We start from the raw sequence: 19,756 nt of genomic DNA on the forward strand, positions 1-19,756 counted from the left end.
TTTCGCGTGCCGTTTTTCTTTTGGGCTACGTATACCGGGTGACGCCACCTATATCCGGGTAGCGCCCATCGGTTTGGGTGACGCCGGCGAATATGAGTGGCGTCCGTTAGAAGTCGCGGCGGTTGGCCAGCACTGGGAGTTTGGTACGGGCTTCTTCCACGACTGCGGGGTCGAGATCGTAGAAAATGACGCCCGGTTCCCCCTCCAGGGCTTCCAATACCTGGCCGAACGGGGACACGACGGCGGAGTACCCCACTCCGGTGGGCGCGGTGCCTTTGACCTCAACGCCCTGAGTGGCGGGATCGCCCTGGCCGCAGGCGAGCACGAACGTGGTGGTGTCCACTGCGCGGGCGCGGGCCAGAAGTTGCCACTGCTCGGCCTTACCCGGCCCGGATCCCCACGAGGCGGAAACGATATTCACAATGGCTCCGCGCTGTGCGTTAGCCGTAAACAAGGCAGGGAAACGGATGTCGTAACAGGTGGCCAACCCAAAGGTGAGGCCACCGGCGTCGAACGTTACCGGATCCGTGCCGGCCTCAACGGTGTCCGATTCCGCGAAGCCGAACGCGTCGAAAAGATGTATTTTGTCGTAGCTCGTTTCCACGCCGGGTCCGGTGGCGAGGAGCGTGTTCCGCACGCGCGGGGATCCCGAATCGGAGGGAGTGCCCGGCGTGAACATGCCAGCCACGATCACCAACTGAAGTTCGTCAGCGAGGGACCGCACCCGGCTCGCCCACGGCCCAGCCAGTGGTTCGGCGATGTCCAGCAGCGAGTTTCCGAATGCGCGCATCATCGCCTCGGGGAAGACCACCAGCTCGGCTCCGCCGTCCTTGGCCCGGCGGGCGTACTCCTCAAGGAGCCGCAGGTTCTCGGCCAGATCCCGGCCGGTGATGACTTGGGCGAGTGCCACGCGCACGATAAAACCTCCAGTTGTTTCCGTCCCAGTATGCCAAGCGGACTGATCCGGGGCAGTAGAACGCGACACAATCGATGCGAACCAGCTCAATCGCGGAGAGTGCGAAGGCAGCATTCCAGCACGTGAGCGGCGGATGAAATCCCGCCAGTATCGGGCAAGTAATGAAATCACGACGCCGAACGTCGTCACATGGCAGGTCCGCGCGGTACATACTTGGCGTGGAACTAAACTTGCAAGCAATGGTTATGCCTATTTTTGACACAGAAGCTGCCCTGGACGCGTCGCAGCCCAGGCCCCTCGGACTGAGCACGCCCCAGCCCGGGGTTTTCGACGCCGAAACCACGCAGAACCATTCGGTGAACGTGGCCGTTTTCGCTCCCGACCTGGAACGGGTGGAAGTGGTGTTCCAAGCACCAGGCGAACCTTGGCGCGCGCATATTCTGTCCAATGTGCAGGACGGCGTGCACTTCGGCCTTGTGGACGGCATGCCGCCGGGCACCCGCTACGGCTTCCGCGCTGCCCCCAGCGAGGGCGGCCTCCCTCTGTCCATCCCGGCTTTGGACCTGGACGACGACGGCGACCAGCCGCTGCTGCTCGATCCCTACGGCCGCGCCGTGGACCAGCGGGGCGAGTTCCTCACAAGCGTCCACGTGGAGACAGGCTTTGACTGGGGCGATGACCAGGCGCCGCGAACGCCTATGCGCACTTCGGTGATTTATGAGGCACACGTCCGTGGCCAAACGATGCTCCACCCCGACATCCCGGAGCATCTTCGCGGAACGTACGCTGGCATGGCCCACCCGGTGATGATCCAGCACCTGACTGAACTTGGCATCACTGCCGTCCAGCTGCTCCCCATTCATTTCCACTTGGATGAGTCGCACCTCCAGGACCTGGGCATGACCAACTACTGGGGCTACAACACAGCAGCCTTCTTCGCTCCACACTCGGACTACGCAACGGAAGCGGCGCGGAATGCGGGCCCCCACGCGGTGCAGGATGAGCTCAAGGGAATGATCAAACTGCTCCATGCGGCGGGGATCGAGGTCATCCTGGATGTGGTGTACAACCACACCGCCGAAGCAGGGCCTGACGGACCGCCGCTGAGTTTCCGCGGACTGGCAGAGAAGCGTTACTACCGGCACGATGCCCATGGACGCTACCTGGACACCACCGGATGCGGCAACACCCTGGATTTCAGTGATCCCGTGGTGGTGGATCTCGCACTGGATTCCTTGCGGTACTGGGTAAATGACTTCCATGTGGACGGTTTCCGCTTTGACCTGGCCGTTACCCTATGCCGGGATGCCGGCAACACTTTCGATCCCCAGCACCCTTTCTTGCAAGCCATTGCCGAGGACCCGGTGCTCTCTGAGGTCAAGCTGATCGCTGAACCTTGGGATGTTGGCTACGGTGGCTGGCAGACCGGCCGTTTCCCGCAGGGATGGTCCGACTGGAATGACCACTTCCGCGATGGCGTCCGAAGCTTCTGGCTGTCCGACCGTGCTGCCATGGAGGCGGGTGGCCAAGGTGGCTCGGTGGCGTCCTTGGCTGAGCTCATGGCGGGCTCTGCCAATCTCTTCGCATCATCCGGCCGCACCCGCCTTGCCAGCGTCAACTTCATCACCGCCCATGACGGCTTCACGCTGAAGGACCTGGTCAGCTACGACCGCAAGCACAACGAGGCCAACGGCGAGCAGAACCGCGACGGACACGGCGACAACCGAAGCTACAACCATGGTTTCGAGGGCCGCAGCGAGAACGAGGCCATCGTGGCTGCCCGGTCACTGTCCATCCGTAACCTTATGGCGACGTTGCTGCTGTCCTTTGGCGTTCCGATGATCACAGCCGGTGACGAGATCGGCCGTACACAGCAGGGCAACAACAACGCCTACTGCCAGGACAACCCCACGGCATGGCTGGACTGGAGCCGGACCCAGGAAGCCAACGCCATGTTCAGGACTACTCGTGAACTAGTCCGGCTCCGACGCTGGTTCCTACGTCACCAACCTGAAAGCTTCCCGGGCCAGGCCAACGACTCGAGCCTTCAGTGGTTTGACGATAAGGGTAAGAAGATGACTCCGGCGCGCTGGAATGATCCCAACGTCCGCTCGGTCCAGCTGCTCATGGGTCACGAGGACAGTGAGATCCGTGGCTTGATCTCGGTGAACGGCAGCAATCAGGACGTCAAAATGGTCTTGCCGGAGATCCTGAGCGAGTCGGGCATCGGAAAGCGAATGTTTGAACTTCGCTTCACAACTTCGGTGTTGCACGACCGTCGAAAAGGCGCTTTGGTGGCCTCGGGCGAGCGGGATATCCTGCAAGCCAACACCATCAACATCTACCGCACGTAGCCAGCCGAGCATCGAGGGGAGCCCACCGGATGAACCGCAACCGCAACAAACTGGTGGCCTTCGCGGGACTGGTGATCGCCGTCGTCGTGCTGGTGGTCGCCATGGTCGGCGGCGGCTCACTGACGACGCAAAGCACGACGCCGGCACCTGGCTCTACGCCAGCGTCACCAGCTGTTGCTGTTACCAATCCGGCAGTTACTAGCCCGGCTGTCGCCAACCCTTCCACGCTGCCCACCATCAATGCTTCGCAGTTGCCCAAGGAAGCGCGTCAAACCCTTGCCCTGATTGCGAAGGGCGGCCCCTATCCCTATGACCGGGACGGCGTGAACTTCGGCAACTTCGAGGGTTTGCTGCCTAAGAAGTCCGGCGGTTTTTACAAGGAATACACCGTGCCCACACCGGGGGAGTCGGACCGGGGTGCCCGCCGGATCATTGTGGGCAAGGACTCCGCCAAGTACTACACCCCTGACCATTACGAGTCGTTCATGTTTATCGTCGAAGGCAAATAGAGGAGCCCATGAAAATCTACTCAGCGGACACCTGGACGCTCGAAGAACTGCAAGAGCAGATCTCCGACGCCGGCCGACGGACCCTCCTGGTCCCACCGGCAAGCACAAAGCAGGCAGTCCTCGAGGTCTTCGGCCAGGTCCTCGATTTCCCTGAGTACTACGGCGTGAACCTCGACGCCCTGAACGATTCCCTGCACGACTACGCTGATGCCCTCTCGGAGGATGATGGCAGCCCCGTCACGATGATTTGGCAGGTCCCCGCGGCCTACCGTACGGACCGGTCCTTCGGCGTCGTCTGCGAAATCCTCCAAGACGCAGAGCGCTACGCCGGCCGGGACCTGGCAGTTATCGCAGTCTTCGAGAATTAGTCGGCCCAGCGGGCCCTAACTGCACCGGCTCCTACCCGTGTGGGCAGGTGCCCGAAGAGGCAACTTCAGTGGCGGGTCTTACGGGCAACTGAGATGTAATCAGCGTTGGTTCGCACGTGAGCTATGACTACCGCCGAAACCCGCTTAAGTGGCGCATGCAACTCATTCGTGACGCGAAACATTGAATATTTCTATATCCTCTCGGATTATTTCAAAAACTTGAAATTAAATGAATCGAGCGATACGTTCTTGGCGAGGCACATTATCTGCCTCGCCACTTGCGTATTGGGGAATATGCGGAGTTAATTGCTTGCCTCAAGTCGCACCAGCCAAAATGAGGACCAAGATATGAAAAAACTCACACGGGCTGCTGCTGTCGTTGCATTGTCCACTGCTGCACTTTTTGCTGCGAGTCAATCTGCGAATGCCAGTATTTTCTATGACAACAATAACTACAGCGGCGCTACGTACGGAGCTGACAATTCGACTTGGATGGGATCGTTTGACAACAAGGCAAGTTCGGTAAAGAACTTCGGCTACTACGTAACTTGGTGGGAAAACATCAACTACGGCGGTGCTGGATTCGGAAGCGCTAACGATTACAGCGCCATGGGTTGGTACGTGCCCTTCCTGGGAACGTGGAATGACAACATCAGCAGTTTTCACCGTGGCTAAACATAGCATGCGCTTCGATTAACTCTAACTGAGCGCGGTTGTGCTTTGACCTGCCGACTAAAGTTTCGGCAGGTCAAAGTTGCTTTCCGGGACAGGCCCGGGTACCCAATCGAGGCAAAAAAAGATTGGACGCGAAAAGTGTCGATAAGAATTCCTGAACGACGGGCACGCTGGAATAGCTACATCGCTCCCGCTCTTGCCATAGGCGTAACCCTGGCTATCTCATCTTGTTCCGGAACTCCGGATGCATCAATCACGCCGGATCCATCTGGGAAAGTGAAGCTGGATTATGAGAACTCCCTGATAATTTTCCCAGTTGATGTATATAGAATTTCGGCCAGTGATCGCTCGCAAATTCTCCTTGCGAGAGAAGTCATCATGACTACATGCATGAAGAAATTTGGCTTCATAGATGATCCGAATGCAGCTTATCCAAAGGCGGAAAATCGGAACTTCGGGGTGTGGAACGTTGACCGTGTGAGGCAGTACGGCTTCCGGCTTATTGGAGAAGACGGTCCATCGAACCAGAAGCATGATGAGGCGGGCGAGTGGGGGGACGCCCGATATGAGTGTCTCGCCAGCGAAAAGAGCAGGATCGAAGAAATCACTCCCCCCGACGATCTGATGAATGGCGGGGCAGCGGCTGAGATCGCGTTGAAAAGCCTCAGCATGGCATCAGAAACTGATGCTTGGAAGGATGCCAAGGACAACTGGGACAAGTGCATCTCAGCGGCAGGCTTGACGCCGGGGCGGGACGCCGATAAAGCCAAGTGGTCGAGCCAGCAGTCCTTTGACCTGCAGATGAGGGCAGATCAGCAAAACCCGTCGACATCGGATGCCGCCGAGGGCATCCGAATCGCTACGGTTGAGGCCGAATGCAATCAAAAAGTCCGGCTAACCCAAACGCTTGGTGATATTCAGGCAAGCTACCAGCTGCCCCTCATCAGACAGAACGAGGCAGTTCTTACTGAACTCAAGGAGAAGAGCCAGAAGTACGTGGACGTCGCTCAGAAGTTCTTGAAAGAGACGCAGTGATCCATAAACAACCTCGGCAGGGGGCGGCAGCCGTCGGCTTATCTCGAATCTCGCGACGGTGGCTTGTCGTCCTGTTGGCAGTCACCGCAGCCATGTCCGCCGGAGTGGGCTTGCTGGCTGGAGGAATCTTTGGTCGTTCAGAGATCATTCGGCCAGAGGACTCGATGGCTGACGTCCCGGTCTATTCAAAGGTTGAGAACCGCATCGTCGATGACCGTCTTGCATTCTCCGGAGTTATTAAATCCGGCCCGGCAGTGCCAATCCAGATCGATCTGGAGGGACAAGAACCGATTGTCGTGCGCCAGACACTTCAGGCTGGGGAGGCCCTAAAGTGGGGCGACCTGGCTGGTGTAGTCTCTGGCAAGCCCTATTTCGTGCTGCCAGGTCCGCTCCCGTTGTATCGTGATCTCTCACTAGGCGATGAGGGAGATGACGTCTCGGCTTTGCAACGGGCGCTGATGCAGGTGGGGTATCTCTCTTACGAAACTGGTCGCATGGACAGCGCAACCATGGAAGCTGCATCCTCGTTCTTTGCTAGCGAGGGATTCACCTTGAGCAGCGGAAGAAAAACTGCCGTGAAAAATCATCAGGTCGAACCTAGTGCTACACCCGAATCCCCTGCACTAGACGACTCGAAAACCCCTGAGGTGACGATCCCGTTCAGGCAACTGATAGTCCTCCCCGTCGCCAGTACGACCGTCGTCTCCTCTCTGGAGGTAGGGCAGAAGGTTACGGCCGAAAGCCCTCTCGCCAGGTTCCAGGCCGAAGACAACTTCGTCGAGTTCATCGCTGAGGTCCAGCAGGCTGGATTCCTCAAGACTGGGCAGGAAGTCTCTGTCAGGGTCGTTGAGAAGCTAGTGACGGGACGGATAACTTCAGTAGGTCCATTCACGGATGTGGGGAATGGCCAGCGTGCGGGACATGCCGTGATGGTGGAGCCTACGAACAAGGCAGATCTTGCCCTATTGACTCCCAACCTAAGCGTCACTGTGGCTGGTCAGGGTACTGCGGAGCAGGCCCTCGCTGTACCGTTATCTGGCATTCGACAGGATGCCGAAGGGACCTACGTTCTGAGAAGCTCGCCGGACGATAGAGCTTCGAAGGTGTCTGCAACGCGTGTCCCTGTAACGGTTCTTCGGTCAGGGGGAGGTTTCGCCGCAGTCTCTGGCGACCTCGCCCAAGGAGACGAGGTCCAAATATCGTGACGGTTTTACGACCGAAGCGACTAGCTGGTACTGCGGAATCTACGGACTCGGATGACGCATTGGCCATCAGCCTGCAGGGGGTTTCCCGCACCTTTCCCGGCGCCGAGGCTCCGGCTCTATTGGACGTCTCACTGGCTATTGAGTGCGGTGAGTTCGTTTCCATTGTGGGCCCTTCAGGCTCTGGGAAATCGACACTTTTGAACATCATGGGCTTGTTGGATAGAGCAAGCTCGGGGAGTCTCGCTATTCGTGGGCAAGCCGTCGAGACCGCATCGGAACGAAGCCTTGACACGGTGCGGCTGCATCGGATTGGGTTCGTTTTCCAGTCCTCGAACGTCATCGGTGACGACAGTGTGATCAGTAACGCAGCAATCGGATTGCGTGTCCAAGGTGTGCCGATGGATGAACGGGCCGTGGCTGCCTTGGACGCGCTGGAGTTCGTTGGGCTGGTGCATAAGCGCAAGGTCCAAGCGAAGCTTCTCTCAGGCGGTGAGCGACAACGACTTGCCATTGCACGAGCGATTGCGACGCACCCGCAGATCATCCTTGCCGACGAACCGACAGGCAATCTTGATTCCAACAACAGCAGTCGGGTCATCGAATACCTTCGGAAGCTCAACTCCGGAGGCGTCACAGTGATCATCATCACCCACGATTTGGATGTGGCGAACCAAACAGATCGTCAGATTGAAATCCGGGACGGTCAAATCAGCCGTGATGTCCAAAACGATTCTCACATAAGACGGAATCTTATGGTCCCGTCCGCCCCAGAGGCCTTCGATGCATCAAGACAGCAGACTTGGTTATCCCGCGTCGCGCGCTCCCTACTGGATGATTGGGGCGATGCAGTTACCGCCCTCTCCGCTCGTGCTCTCCGAACAATGCTTCTTATCACCGCGTTCGCGATTGCTATTGGCGGGATGACGGGTGCCCTTGGCATCAGTTCGACGACTTCGAATGCCATAAATAATCGGCTGGCAATCGCGTCACAGGATCGGCTGTCCATCTCCGTCGGAGGCGGACCTGCTGTGCTTCGAGACGATTTCGATGGACTTCGTTCCGGGGTAGATCGAATCGCCAGCCTTCCTCATGTAGTTGGCGCATCCTATGTGTACTCAGCTGTACCGGCAGACGTCCGTATTACGCGAGTTGGACCCACCGACCTGGAACCCGAAACACCTTTGTCACTTCATTCCTCCTCGAAGACCTACTTCGATGACTTCGAAATGCAGCTAATTCCCCACAACAGCCGAAGTGCCCTCGACGACCCACGAGCGGGTCCGCTCGCAGTAGTCTCGACCAAGGCAGCAATTGCGCTAGACGTCGCGTACAGCAAGCAAACCGGACCGTCGGCAGGGGCGAGCATTTGGATCGATGACCGACTTGTGCCGGTTGTTGGCGTATTCGAGCCCGGCTCAAATTTTCCTGAGTACACTAACTCCGTATTCGTGGATGCCAGTGTCATGAGTGCTGTCTCCAGAGCAGAACTAAAAATTCAAGTTCGAACCGAAAAGGGCTTCTCCGCTGCGATCGCGCGAGTAGCTCCGCTGGCATACTCGCCGAGCGACCCAGGGCAGGCAAGGGTAGACGTCACGGCCGATATTCAGTCAATCAGGCAGGGTGTCTCAAATGATCTAGGGTCACTCATCGCATTGCTGTCCCTTGTCCTGATGCTCCTGGCTGTCATCACTGCGGCGTCCGCGATGTACCTGACCGTTCAGAACCGATCGGAGGAGATAGCGCTGCGACGAGCGATCGGTTCAAGTCGATGGCTAATTTGCCGCTCCTTTATCTTGGAGGGCTTAATCGTGGGAATTACAGCAGGCTCACTTGGCGGCATCATCGGAAACTTGACCACGCTTTATGTCTCTTGGATCCAGGCTTGGCCGCCCGTGCTGCCCCCAGAGCTTTGGCTGGTAGGACTCTCCCTCGGGGTGACCACCGGCATTCTAAGCGCCATATACCCTGCGTGGGTCGCCAGTCGTAAAGATCCCGCTATTGCCATTCGCGGCTAGAGAATGAGGGTGAAAAGGAGTCATGCTGCCCTGAGCCAGGCTCCGACGTCGCTGGCCCGCTTATCCGTTGTTGGGCAACAACGGATAAGCGGGCCAGGAACGTCCGGGCGGACAACGGGCTAGGCGTTCGCGATCAACCCCAGTTCAGCCTTGGAAGCCAGCGCAGAGTGCTTCGGGAACACGCGGACGGTGTAGCCGAAGGACCCTGAGCGGTTGATCACCAGGGAGCCGCTGAACAGGTGGCGTCCGCCGCCGAGGTCTTCCAGGGAGTCCAGTTCGGCCACCACGATGTCCTCGAGCTCGTCGGTGTCTTCCGCGCGGCCGAAAGCCACTTCCACGGAGACGTCGTCCGGGGTGAGGTTGTTGAGGGCCACGTAGGCGTTGACTTGGAGCGAGTCGCCCACCTGGGGTTCCTCAGAGACGCCTACGGAGTCAACGTGCTCCACCACTACCTCGGGCCACGCGTTACGGACCTTGGTGGTCCACGCCGCGAGTTCCTTGGCTTCCTTGAAGGACTCGGCAACAGCGCGCCGCCCGGACACAGCGGCCGGGCAGTAGAGGTTGTTGACGTAGTCGTGGAGCATGCGTTCGGCCGAGACTGCAGGGCCAAGGTTAGCCAGGGTGTGCTTGATCATGGACACCCAGTGCGTGGGCACGGTTTCCCGGCTGGATTCCGACGGTCCTGCTGCTCCGGCGCCTTGGGCAACGGTGGTGCCGTAGAAGCGCGGTGCCACCTGGGTTTCCAGCAGCTCGTAAAGTGCGGAGGCCTCGATGTCGTCGCGTTCCTCGGAGGATGCATTGTTGTTGGCTGTGGGAATTGCCCAGCCGTTTTCGCCGTCGTACATCTCGTCCCACCAGCCGTCCAGGACGGAGAGGTTGAGCGAACCGTTGATGGCGGCTTTCATGCCGGAGGTGCCGCAGGCTTCCAGCGGTCGGAGGGGGTTATTGAGCCAGACGTCGCAGCCGGGGAACAGTGTCCTCGCCATGGCGATATCGTAGTTGGGCAGGAACACGATCCTGTGCCGGACCTGGGGGTCGTCCGTGAACTTGACCAGATCCTGGATCATTTTCTTGCCGGCGTCGTCTGCCGGGTGCGACTTGCCGGCAATGACCAGCTGGATGGGGTGTTTGGGGTCCAACAGCAGGGCCTTCAAACGGGCAGGGTCGCGCAGCATGAGCGTGAGCCTCTTGTAGGTGGGCACACGGCGTGCGAATCCGATGGTAAGGACGTCCGGGTCAAGTACGGAGTCGGTCCAGCCGAGTTCGGCATCGGCAGCGCCACGCTTCTTCCATGAGGCCCGGAGCCGGCGTCGAACGTCTTCTATGAGTTGTGCGCGGAGCTCCCGGCGGAGGGCCCAGACGTCTTCGTCGCTGACGTTGTACGCGAGGTCCCAGCGTCCCAGGGCTTCGGCTTCCGCGCCGAACTGGTTTCGCGCCAGGGAGGAAATGCGGGGGTCCACCCACGTGGGCACGTGGACGCCGTTGGTAACGGAGGTGATGGGTATTTCAGAGTGGTCGAATCCCGGCCAGAGACCGGCGAACATTTCGCGGGAGACCACACCGTGCAGCTTGGCCACACCGTTGGCACGCTGCGCCAGGCGCAGGCCCATGACTGCCATGTTGAACACGGACGGGTTGCCGCCGTCGAAGTTTTCACGGCCGAGGTCCAGGATGCGGTCCGTGGGCACAGCGGGCGCGAGGCCGGCTTCGAAGAAGTGCTTGATCTGCACGGTCTCGAAACGGTCGATGCCGGCGGGTACGGGCGTGTGCGTCGTGAAGACAGTGGACGCGCGGCCGGCGGCGAGGGCCTCGTCCCAGCTGAGGGGCGAGTTGGCGTCAGACATGGCTTCCTGGATGCGTTCGATCCCCAGGAACCCTGCGTGGCCTTCGTTAGTGTGGAACACTTCCGGAGCGGGCGTACCGGTGAGCTCCTGATACACGCGCAGGGCCTTGACGCCGCCCATGCCCAGGAGGAGTTCCTGCTGGAGACGGTGGTCGCCGCCGCCGCCGTACAGGCGGTCGGTGATGCCGCGGGCGGCTTCGTCGTTGGAGGGGACGTTGGAGTCCAGCAGCAGCAGCGGAACGCGTCCGACGTCGGCACGCCACACGTGCGCGTGGAGCTCGCGGCCGTTGGGCAGCGGGAGGGAAATGTGGACTGGCTTGCCTTGGGCGCCGTCCTTGGCCGGGTGGCGCAGCAGCGTCAGCGGCAGGCCGTCAGGGTCCAGTACAGGGTAGGTTTCCTGCTGCCAGGCGTCGCGGGAGAGCGACTGCTTGAAGTATCCGGCCTGGTACAGAAGCCCGACGCCGATCAGCGGCACACCGAGGTCGGAGGCGGCCTTGAGGTGATCGCCGGCGAGAATGCCCAGGCCCCCGGAGTATTGCGGGAGTACTTCGGTGATGCCGAACTCGGGGGAGAAGTACGCGATGCAGGCCGGAGCGTCTTCGCCGAGGCCTTGGTACCAGCGCGGTTCGCTGAGGTATCGGTCCAGGTCGGCTGCGGCGTGCTGCACGCGCTCCACAACCTCGCCGTCATTCGCCAGGTCCTGTAACTGCTCGCGGCTGATCGACCCCAGCAGGGCTATGGGGTCGTGCTGCGATGCCTCCCAGAGAGCCGGGTTAAGGCTCGCAAAAAGTTCCCGTGTGGGCCGGTGCCAGGACCAGCGCAAGTTGGTTGCCAGACGGGCCAGGGGCCTGATGGGCTCGGGGAGGACGGTACGGACTGTAAACCTTCGAATAGCCTTCACGAGCGCCACACTAACGGACTCACATGGCAGCCGGAACTGGATTGGGTTTCTTTTAGGTAAAAGTCATCTTGCGTCGAGGAGATAGGTCGTGTGCTTAGCATTCTGTGATTTTTGTCGCTAACGTCGTGGTTGTGACGAAAACCGCGCGAACCATCACCGCTCTGAAATCCAAGACGACTACGGACATCACCGAGGGACTTCGCTTCGGCCGGTTCCCCATCACGGCCGTGCAGCCGGTGGTTGAGGGTGGCCGTTTCCCGGCGAAGGCCTTGCCAGGCGAGGATCTGGTTGTCGGCGCCACGGTCTTCCGTGAAGGCCATGACCAGCTCGGCGTCTCCGCTGTGCTGCTCGATCCCAAGGGCAAGGAGCGTCAGCGAGTCCGCCTGACCCCGGCCCAAGGCGAGCAATGGAAGGGCCTGGACCGATGGGAAGGCCTGATCACCCCCACCGGTACCGGCGCCTGGTCCTTCGTCATTGAGGCCTGGCATGACCGGTACGGCACCTGGCATCACAACGCCGAGGTCAAGGTAGGGGCCGGCATTGACGTCGAGTTGATGCTCGCCGAAGGCGCAGCCCTCCTCGCGGAAGCCGCCGACGACGCCGGGCGCAGCGCCGTGGAGAAGCGCACCTTGCGTGCCGCTTCCGTCGTGCTGGCCGACACCACCAAGACTGCCGAGGAGCGCCTTGGCGCCGGTTTCAGCCCCGAGGTGCTGGCCGCCGTCGGACGCGTTCCGATCCGCGAACTGGTGACCGTTTCCGAACGTTTCCCGCTACAAGTGGAACGCGACCTCGCGGGCCGCGGTTCCTGGTACGAGTTCTTCCCCCGCTCAGAGGGCGCCGTCCTGGACCACTCCACTGGCGTGTGGACCTCCGGCAACTTCCGCACGGCGGCCAACAGGCTCGACGCCGTCGCGGAGATGGGCTTCGACATCATCTACCTGCCGCCCATCCACCCGATCGGTTACCAGCACCGCAAGGGCCGCAACAACACGCTGACTCCGGGGCCGCAGGATCCGGGTTCGCCGTGGGCTATCGGTTCCAAGGACGGCGGACATGACGCCATCCATCCGGAACTGGGTACGTTTGAGGACTTTGATGCGTTCGTGGCGCGCGCCAACGAGCTGGGACTCGAAGTTGCCCTGGACCTGGCGCTGCAGGCAGCTCCGGACCACCCCTGGGTGACGTCCAACCCTGAATGGTTCACCACGCGCGTTGACGGTTCCATCGCCTACGCAGAGAACCCGCCGAAGAAGTACCAGGACATTTATCCCCTGAACTTCGACAATGACCCGGCCGGCCTTTCCAAGGAAATCCTGCGGATTGTCCAACTGTGGATCAGCCACGGCGTCAAGGTATTCCGCGTGGACAATCCCCACACCAAGCCTGTGTGGTTCTGGGAATGGCTGATCGGCAAGATCAACAAGAAGAACCCCGAGGTTGTCTTCCTGGCGGAGGCCTTCACACGCCCGCCAATGATGCATGCTTTGGGCCGCGCAGGATTCCAGCAGTCCTACACCTACTTCACGTGGCGGAACACCAAGACCGAGCTGGAGGAGTACTTCCACGAGGTCAGCCACGAAACAGCGGCGTTCTTCCGGCCGAACTTCTTCGTGAACACCCCGGACATCCTCACCGAGTACCTGCAGTACGGTGGTCCGGCCGCGTTCCGCATCCGGGCCGTATTGGCTGCTACGGCAAGCCCGTTGTGGGGCGTCTACGCCGGTTATGAGTTGTACGAGCACGTGGCCCGTCCGGGCGCCGAGGAGTACATCGACAACGAGAAGTACGAGTACAAGGCAAGGGACTGGGAGGGTGCGGCTGAGTCAGGGCGTACCTTGGCGCCGTACATCACCAGGCTTAACACCATTCGCAAGAACCACCTGGCCTTGGGCGATCTGCAGAACCTGACGCTGCACAGCAGCACCGATGACGCCACGATTGTGTACTCCAAGCACAAAACGCTCCCGGACGGCACCAAGGACACTTTGATCATTGTGGTCAACGTGGATCCTCACAGCACCCGTGAAAGCACGGTGTCCCTGAACTTGGAAGCCCTGCAACTGGCCCCCTCGGACTTCAACGAGGACGGCCGGTTCCGGGTGGACGACTTGATCAGCGGCGAGAGCTGGGAATGGGGCGAGCACAACTACGTCCGCCTGGATGCCCACGTTGAGCCGGCACACGTACTTAGCATCCGGAGGCAGCCTTAGTGAGTTTTTCTCCGCAGAACCCCAGCCAGTACTTCACTCCGAAGAACACCTTCGAGTTGAACGCCCCAGGTCTCCAGCACGATCCGCACTGGTACCGCAAGGCAGTCTTCTATGAGGTACTGGTGCGGGCCTTTGCGGATGCCAACGGGGATGGTTCCGGTGACTTCCACGGCCTGATCGAGAAACTGGATTACCTCCAGTGGCTGGGCGTTGACTGCCTGTGGTTGCCGCCGTTCTTCCATTCCCCGTTGCGCGATGGCGGTTATGACATCGCCGACTATACGTCCGTGCTGGACGAGTTCGGCACCATCAGCGATTTCAAGCGCTTGGTTGCCGAGGCCCACGCCCGTGGCGTCCGGGTGATCATCGATCTGCCTTTGAACCACACCTCGGACCAGCACCCCTGGTTCCAGGAGTCGCGCAAAGATCCAACTGGTCCCTACGGTGATTTCTATGTGTGGAGCGATACGGACGAGAAGTACCAGGACGCACGCATCATCTTCGTTGACACCGAAGAGTCCAACTGGACGTTCGATCCCATCCGCCGGCAGTTCTTCTGGCACCGCTTTTTCAGCCACCAGCCAGACTTGAATTTCGAGAACCCCAAGGTGATTGAGGCCCTCTATGACGTGGTCCGCTTCTGGCTGGACCAGGGCATCGATGGCTTCCGCGCGGACGCCATTCCCTACCTGTTCGAAGAAGATGGCACCAACTGCGAGAACCTGCCTGCCACGCACACCTTCCTGCAGGACCTCCGCCGGATGGTGGACTCGAACTACCCCGGCAGGGTGATCATTGCTGAGGCAAACCAACCTCCGCATGAAGTGGTGGAGTACTTCGGCACCGAGGAAGCCCCGGAATGCCATATGGCCTTCCATTTCCCCATCATGCCGCGGCTGTACTATGCCCTGCGGGACCAGAAGGCAGCTCCCATTATTGAGACCCTGCGGAACACGCCGGAGATTCCGAAGGGTGCGCAATGGGGGACCTTCCTGAGGAACCATGATGAACTGACGTTGGAGATGGTGCCCGCTGAAGAGCGCGCCGCCATGCTCGGTTGGTACGCCCCGGATCCCCGGATGCGGGCCAACATAGGCATCCGACGGCGTTTGGCGCCGCTGCTGGATAACTCCCGCTCCGAGATCGAGCTCATCAACGCGTTGCTGCTTTCCCTGCCGGGAAGCCCGTTCCTGTACTACGGGGACGAGATCGGCATGGGCGACAATATCTGGCTCGATGACCGCGATGCCGTCCGCACCCCGATGCAGTGGAACCCCGACCGCAATGCCGGCTTCTCAGGGGCCGATCCGGGCAAGCTTTACCTGCCGGTCATACAGTCGCTGGTTTACAACTACAGCATGGCCAACGTCGAGGCCCAGGCCGCGCACTCCGGTTCGCTGCTGCGCTGGACCCGCCAGATCCTCAGTGTCCGGAAGAACCACCCTGTGTTTGGCTTGGGCGGCTTCCGGCATATTGAGGCAGACCATGAGGTGGTGTTGGCCTACGTCAGGGAATTGCCGGCCGGCAACCCTGAAGGAGAGGACGCGGAGACCATTCTGTGTGTTTTCAACCTCTCCCAGCACCCCGTCGCGGCAACCTTGGACGTGCCTGAGTTTGCAGGCCGCGGCCTGCGCGATATTTTCGGCGGCCAGCCTTTCCCGGCCGTCGGCGACAACGGTCACTTGACCGTGATGCTGGGGAGCCACAGCTTCTATTGGCTGCGGGTCCGCTCGGCATTTTCGAATCCCTCGTCGCCTTTTACCCAGGCGATTCCCGTGGTGACCTCCAAAGGATGAGATGAGCAAGGAAAACTTGAACCCCTCCATTGAAGGACTTCTCCGGAGCTGGCTGCCAGGCAAGCGCTGGTTCCCGGTCAAGAGCCCCGACTTTGCGCTGGAGCAGGTGGGCGCTTTCAGGCTGCCGGCTACCGGCGGAGATACCGGGCTTGAAGTTGTGCTGCTGGCGGTGACCCACAGGACAGCCGACGGCGGTTCCCGGACCGACGTCGTCCAGGTTCCGTTGAGCTACCGAAGCAAGCCCCTGGCGGATGCCCCCGCGGCTTTGTTGGGCGAATTTACCGATCCTGACCTAGGGCTACAGCTCGTGTACGACGCCGTCTACGATGCGGACTTTGTTACTGCCTGGCTGGAACTCATGCGAACTGAAGGGAAGGTGGGTGGTGCCCAGGGGCACCTCTCGCGTAGCCGTGTGGCCCTTCCGAAAACACCCCTCTCCGTCAAGGTCCTGTCCGGCGAGCAGTCCAACACATCCGTCATTATTGACGACGGCGACTCCGCAGCGATCGTCAAAATCTTCCGGGTGCTCGCCGCCGGCAGGAATCCCGAAGTGGAACTTGGGGCGGCCCTGACAGCAGCGGGAACCAGTGAGGTTCCCGCGACGCTGGGCTGGATTAGCGGCTCGTGGGAGGGGCCGGCGTCGAGCGGGTCCATAGCGGCCACGGGCGAGCTGACTGTCGCCCACGAATTCCTTGCCGGCGGGATGGATGCCTGGCGCCTGGCCGTAGAGGCAGCCGCAGCCGGCAAGGATTTCACGGCAGAAGCCCGCGGTCTCGGCGCTGCTACTGCCACGGTTCACGCCAGGCTCGCAGAAACCTTCGGCACCCAGGACGGACAGGAACAGGGGCCGGACATCATCGCGACAGTGGCCCGCCGCGTCCGTGGCTCCTGGGCGGAAGCCTCGTCCGCCGTCGGGCCTTATGACGAGAACCTCGATGAACTGCTGGCGGCCCTGGATCCACGGGACGTCGGCCAGTTGCAACGCGTCCACGGCGACCTCCATCTGGGACAGATCCTCTTGGTTCCCGGCGCTGAGGGGCAGCCGGGACGATGGGCCATCCTCGACTTCGAAGGCGAGCCGCTCCGGACCATCGATGAACGCAATACTCCCGATTTGCCGCTGCGGGACGTCACGGGCATGCTGCGTTCATTCGATTACGCAGCCGGTGCCGCCACGCGCGAAAACGAAAAAGCGGCCGTCAAAGTGCCTGAAACCTGGGTGGATGACTGCGCTGCCGCGTTCCTTGAGGGTTACAGCGAAGTCACCCCCGGAACCATAGACCGCCGCTCGCCGCTCTTTGTGGCATTGTGGCTGGACAAGGCCTTATACGAGGTTGTTTACGAGTTGCGGAACCGGCCCGACTGGCTGTCGATCCCGGTGAACGCATCGCGACGAATCCTCGACAACACAAGCCGCGGCAAGCATGCGGCAGCTACAGCGGAAGGTAATGACATGACTGGCTCTGCACGCACCGAACGGCCCCGAGTTCCCCTGCACGTGGACTCCGAGACCTTGGAACGCGTGGCCGCCGGCGCTTACCACGCGCCGCATTCAGTACTTGGCGCGCACTTGGACGATCATGGCCACGTCACTATCCGTACGGTGAAACACCTGGCAAAGTCCGTGGTTGCAGTGACTGAAGCCGGCCGCACGGAAATGACCCATGAGGCCCACGGCGTCTGGACTGCAGTCCTGGAACCGCTGCAGGCCGGCCACGTGCCGGACTACCGTTTGGAAGTGGTGTACGACGTCGAACCCGTCACCATCGATGACCCGTACCACTACTTGCCTACCGTAGGTGAGGTGGACCTGCACCTGATCGGCGAAGGTCGCCACGAGCGCCTATGGGATGTCCTCGGCGCGCACGTTCAGCACTACCGCTCTGCGTTGAGCGAGGTGGATGGAGTCTCGTTCGCTGTCTGGGCTCCGAACGCCCAAGCCGTCCGTGTGAAGGGCGACTTCAACGGGTGGGATGGCCGCTCCCACGGGATGCGCTCCCTAGGTTCCTCCGGTGTGTGGGAACTCTTCATCCCGGGCGTTGTAGCAGGGGCGTGCTACAAATACGAGATCCTCACCAAAGCCGGTCATTGGGTGGAGAAAGCAGACCCGTTGGCTTTCGGCACCGAGGTCCCGCCGCTGACTGCTTCGCGCGTGGTTGACGCCAGCTACCGGTTCAAGGATGCGGAATGGATGAGTGCCCGTGCCCAGAAGGACCCGCACAACTCGCCCATGAGCGTTTACGAAGTTCACCTGGGCTCCTGGCGGCTTGGCCTTGGCTACAAGGAACTTGCCAAGGAACTCGTTGAATACGTGAAGTGGCTTGGGTTCTCCCACGTTGAGTTCATGCCCGTCGCGGAGCACCCCTTCGGTGGTTCGTGGGGTTACCAGGTGACGTCCTACTTCGCGCCGACCTCACGATTCGGGCACCCGGACGAGTTCCGGTTCCTTGTGGATTCACTGCACCAGGCCGGCATCGGCGTCCTCCTCGACTGGGTGCCTGCACACTTCCCCAAGGACTCCTGGGCGCTCGCCCAGTTCGACGGCCAGCCGCTGTACGAGCACTCAGACCCAGCCTTGGGCGAACACCCCGACTGGGGAACCTTGATCTTCGACTTCGGACGCAGCGAGGTCCGCAACTTCCTGGTGGCCAACGCCCTGTATTGGCTGGAGGAATTCCACATCGACGGCCTGCGCGTGGATGCCGTTGCCTCGATGATCTACCTGGACTACTCCCGTGAAGAAGGGCAGTGGAGGCCCAACAAGTTCGGCGGCCGCGAGAACCTCGAAGCTATTTCCTTCATGCAGGAAGTCAACGCCACCGTCTACAAGTCCCACCCAGGCGCCATCATCATCGCCGAGGAATCCACCGCCTTCCCCGGTGTCACGGCGCCCACCAACCATGGCGGGCTGGGCTTCGGCCTCAAATGGAACATGGGCTGGATGCATGACTCGCTCAAGTACATCTCCGAAGACCCCATCAATCGCAAGTGGCACCACGGCACCATCACGTTCTCCATGGTCTACGCCTTCACCGAGAACTTCCTGCTGCCCATCAGCCACGACGAAGTAGTTCACGGTAAGGGCTCCATGCTTCGCAAGATGCCAGGTGACCGCTGGCAGCAGCTGGCAAACCTGCGTGCGTTTTTTGCCTACCAGTGGGCGCACCCGGGCAAGCAACTGATCTTCATGGGTACGGAGTTCGGCCAGGAAGCCGAGTGGTCCGAACAATACGGACTGGATTGGTTCCTTGCCGATATCCCTGCGCACCGCGGACTGCAGCTTCTGGTCAAGGACCTCAACGAGCTTTACACGTCCACGCCGGCGCTTTATCAGCGGGACAACGAAGCCGGCGGGTTCCAGTGGATCAATGGCGCAGATGCCGATCACAACGTTCTGACTTTCATCCGCTGGGATCAGGATGGCAAGCCGCTGGTTTGCGCAGTGAACTTCTCGGGCGGTCCTCACAAGGACTACATCCTCGGAGTGCCGGCAGCAGGGGAGTGGACAGAAGTCCTGAACACGGATTCTGAAACGTACGGCGGCTCGGGAGTTGTCAACGCAGGAGCCTTGAAGGCTTCAACCCCCGGAACTGATGGCCAGCCCGCAGCTTTGACTGTCACGCTTCCCCCTCTTGGGGCTTCCTGGTTCGCGCCGGCTGAGTAGTTCGTGAGGACAGAGGAGGGCCCGAGGCTTTGGCTTCCGGGCCCTCTTCCCTGTGTTTTTTGGGACGTTCCGCCCGTGTTTCCGGGGATTTTGCCTGACGGAGGGAGCGTGTCGCTGCCGGGTTTTGCCATCTCGGGGAAGTAGGGGTATAGTTAGTACCCGCGCTGGTCCCCGAGTGGAGATCGCCACGCAGACAAGATACCGCAAGGAAAAATCAAGTCATGCTGGCCGATTTGACTCCGAGAGATCCAGCCGGTAAGTTTGG

General features: G+C 60.7%; 12 protein-coding genes. 10 read left to right on the forward strand and 2 right to left on the reverse strand.

The features are described from left to right. Nucleotides 1-106: 106 nt before the first annotated feature. Nucleotides 107-916, reverse strand: coding sequence for a carbon-nitrogen hydrolase family protein (locus AC6CH8_RS21165; protein ID WP_420180209.1), 810 nt, complete (start codon nt 914-916; stop codon nt 107-109). Nucleotides 917-1,155: 239 nt separating this feature from the next. Between AC6CH8_RS21165 and glgX the strand changes: the two genes are divergently transcribed. The 7 genes from glgX to AC6CH8_RS21200 all read left to right on the forward strand — a co-directional run bounded on the left by glgX (nt 1,156) and on the right by AC6CH8_RS21200 (nt 9,077). Beyond that, the gene (gene glgX / locus AC6CH8_RS21170) at nt 1,156-3,270 is read left to right on the forward strand and encodes a glycogen debranching protein GlgX (RefSeq protein WP_498192234.1); all 2,115 of its coding nucleotides are present in this window, start codon (nt 1,156-1,158) and stop codon (nt 3,268-3,270) included. Nucleotides 3,271-3,299: 29 nt separating this feature from the next. Continuing rightward, nucleotides 3,300-3,779, forward strand: a complete 480-nt coding sequence (locus tag AC6CH8_RS21175; protein WP_454809647.1) for a guanyl-specific ribonuclease — start codon at nt 3,300-3,302, stop codon at nt 3,777-3,779. A gap of 8 nt (nt 3,780-3,787) precedes the next feature. Next, a complete protein-coding gene (locus tag AC6CH8_RS21180) occupies nt 3,788-4,147 on the forward strand; it encodes a barstar family protein (RefSeq protein WP_402936300.1) in 360 nt (119 codons plus the stop codon). 348 nt (nt 4,148-4,495) lie between these two features. After that, the gene (locus AC6CH8_RS21185) at nt 4,496-4,822 is read left to right on the forward strand and encodes a hypothetical protein (RefSeq protein WP_178993418.1); all 327 of its coding nucleotides are present in this window, start codon (nt 4,496-4,498) and stop codon (nt 4,820-4,822) included. A 138-nt stretch (nt 4,823-4,960) separates the two neighbouring features. Next, nucleotides 4,961-5,857: a hypothetical protein gene (locus AC6CH8_RS21190; protein WP_498192235.1), complete on the forward strand. Its 897-nt coding sequence runs from the start codon at nt 4,961-4,963 to the stop codon at nt 5,855-5,857. A 164-nt stretch (nt 5,858-6,021) separates the two neighbouring features. After that, nucleotides 6,022-7,062 (forward strand): hypothetical protein, encoded by a 1,041-nt coding sequence (locus tag AC6CH8_RS21195; protein WP_498192236.1) that lies wholly within the window; start codon nt 6,022-6,024, stop codon nt 7,060-7,062. Continuing rightward, the gene (locus tag AC6CH8_RS21200) at nt 7,059-9,077 is read left to right on the forward strand and encodes an ABC transporter ATP-binding protein/permease (RefSeq protein ID WP_498192237.1); all 2,019 of its coding nucleotides are present in this window, start codon (nt 7,059-7,061) and stop codon (nt 9,075-9,077) included. The genes AC6CH8_RS21195 and AC6CH8_RS21200 overlap by 4 nt, the downstream gene beginning before the upstream one ends. A 119-nt stretch (nt 9,078-9,196) precedes the next feature. Here the strand turns inward: AC6CH8_RS21200 and glgP are convergent, their stop codons facing one another. Next, on the reverse strand, nt 9,197-11,821 hold the full coding sequence (gene glgP / locus AC6CH8_RS21205) for an alpha-glucan family phosphorylase (RefSeq protein ID WP_429331316.1): 2,625 nt from the start codon (nt 11,819-11,821) through the stop codon (nt 9,197-9,199). Between the two features lie 125 nt (nt 11,822-11,946). Between glgP and AC6CH8_RS21210 the strand changes: the two genes are divergently transcribed. The 3 genes from AC6CH8_RS21210 to AC6CH8_RS21220 are packed head-to-tail and all read left to right on the forward strand — an operon-like array spanning nt 11,947 to nt 19,491. Beyond that, on the forward strand, nt 11,947-14,031 hold the full coding sequence (locus AC6CH8_RS21210) for an alpha-1,4-glucan--maltose-1-phosphate maltosyltransferase (protein ID WP_420181122.1): 2,085 nt from the start codon (nt 11,947-11,949) through the stop codon (nt 14,029-14,031). Then, entirely contained in the window at nt 14,031-15,827 is a 1,797-nt protein-coding gene (gene treS / locus AC6CH8_RS21215) for a maltose alpha-D-glucosyltransferase (protein WP_178993423.1), read from the forward strand. The genes AC6CH8_RS21210 and treS overlap by 1 nt, the downstream gene beginning before the upstream one ends. Nucleotide 15,828: 1 nt before the next feature. After that, a complete protein-coding gene (locus tag AC6CH8_RS21220) occupies nt 15,829-19,491 on the forward strand; it encodes a 1,4-alpha-glucan branching enzyme (RefSeq protein WP_498192238.1) in 3,663 nt (1,220 codons plus the stop codon). Nucleotides 19,492-19,756 lie beyond the last annotated feature (265 nt).

The organism is Paenarthrobacter sp. GQ52 (assembly GCF_059759005.1).

Coding starts and splice junctions, on each gene's coding strand:
- glgX (WP_498192234.1), top strand. CDS start 1,156: ATGGTTATGCCTATTTTTGACACAGAAGCTGCCCTGGACGCGTCGCAG.
- AC6CH8_RS21175 (WP_454809647.1), top strand. CDS start 3,300: ATGAACCGCAACCGCAACAAACTGGTGGCCTTCGCGGGACTGGTGATC.
- AC6CH8_RS21180 (WP_402936300.1), top strand. CDS start 3,788: ATGAAAATCTACTCAGCGGACACCTGGACGCTCGAAGAACTGCAAGAG.
- AC6CH8_RS21185 (WP_178993418.1), top strand. CDS start 4,496: ATGAAAAAACTCACACGGGCTGCTGCTGTCGTTGCATTGTCCACTGCT.
- AC6CH8_RS21195 (WP_498192236.1), top strand. CDS start 6,022: ATGGCTGACGTCCCGGTCTATTCAAAGGTTGAGAACCGCATCGTCGAT.
- AC6CH8_RS21220 (WP_498192238.1), top strand. CDS start 15,829: ATGAGCAAGGAAAACTTGAACCCCTCCATTGAAGGACTTCTCCGGAGC.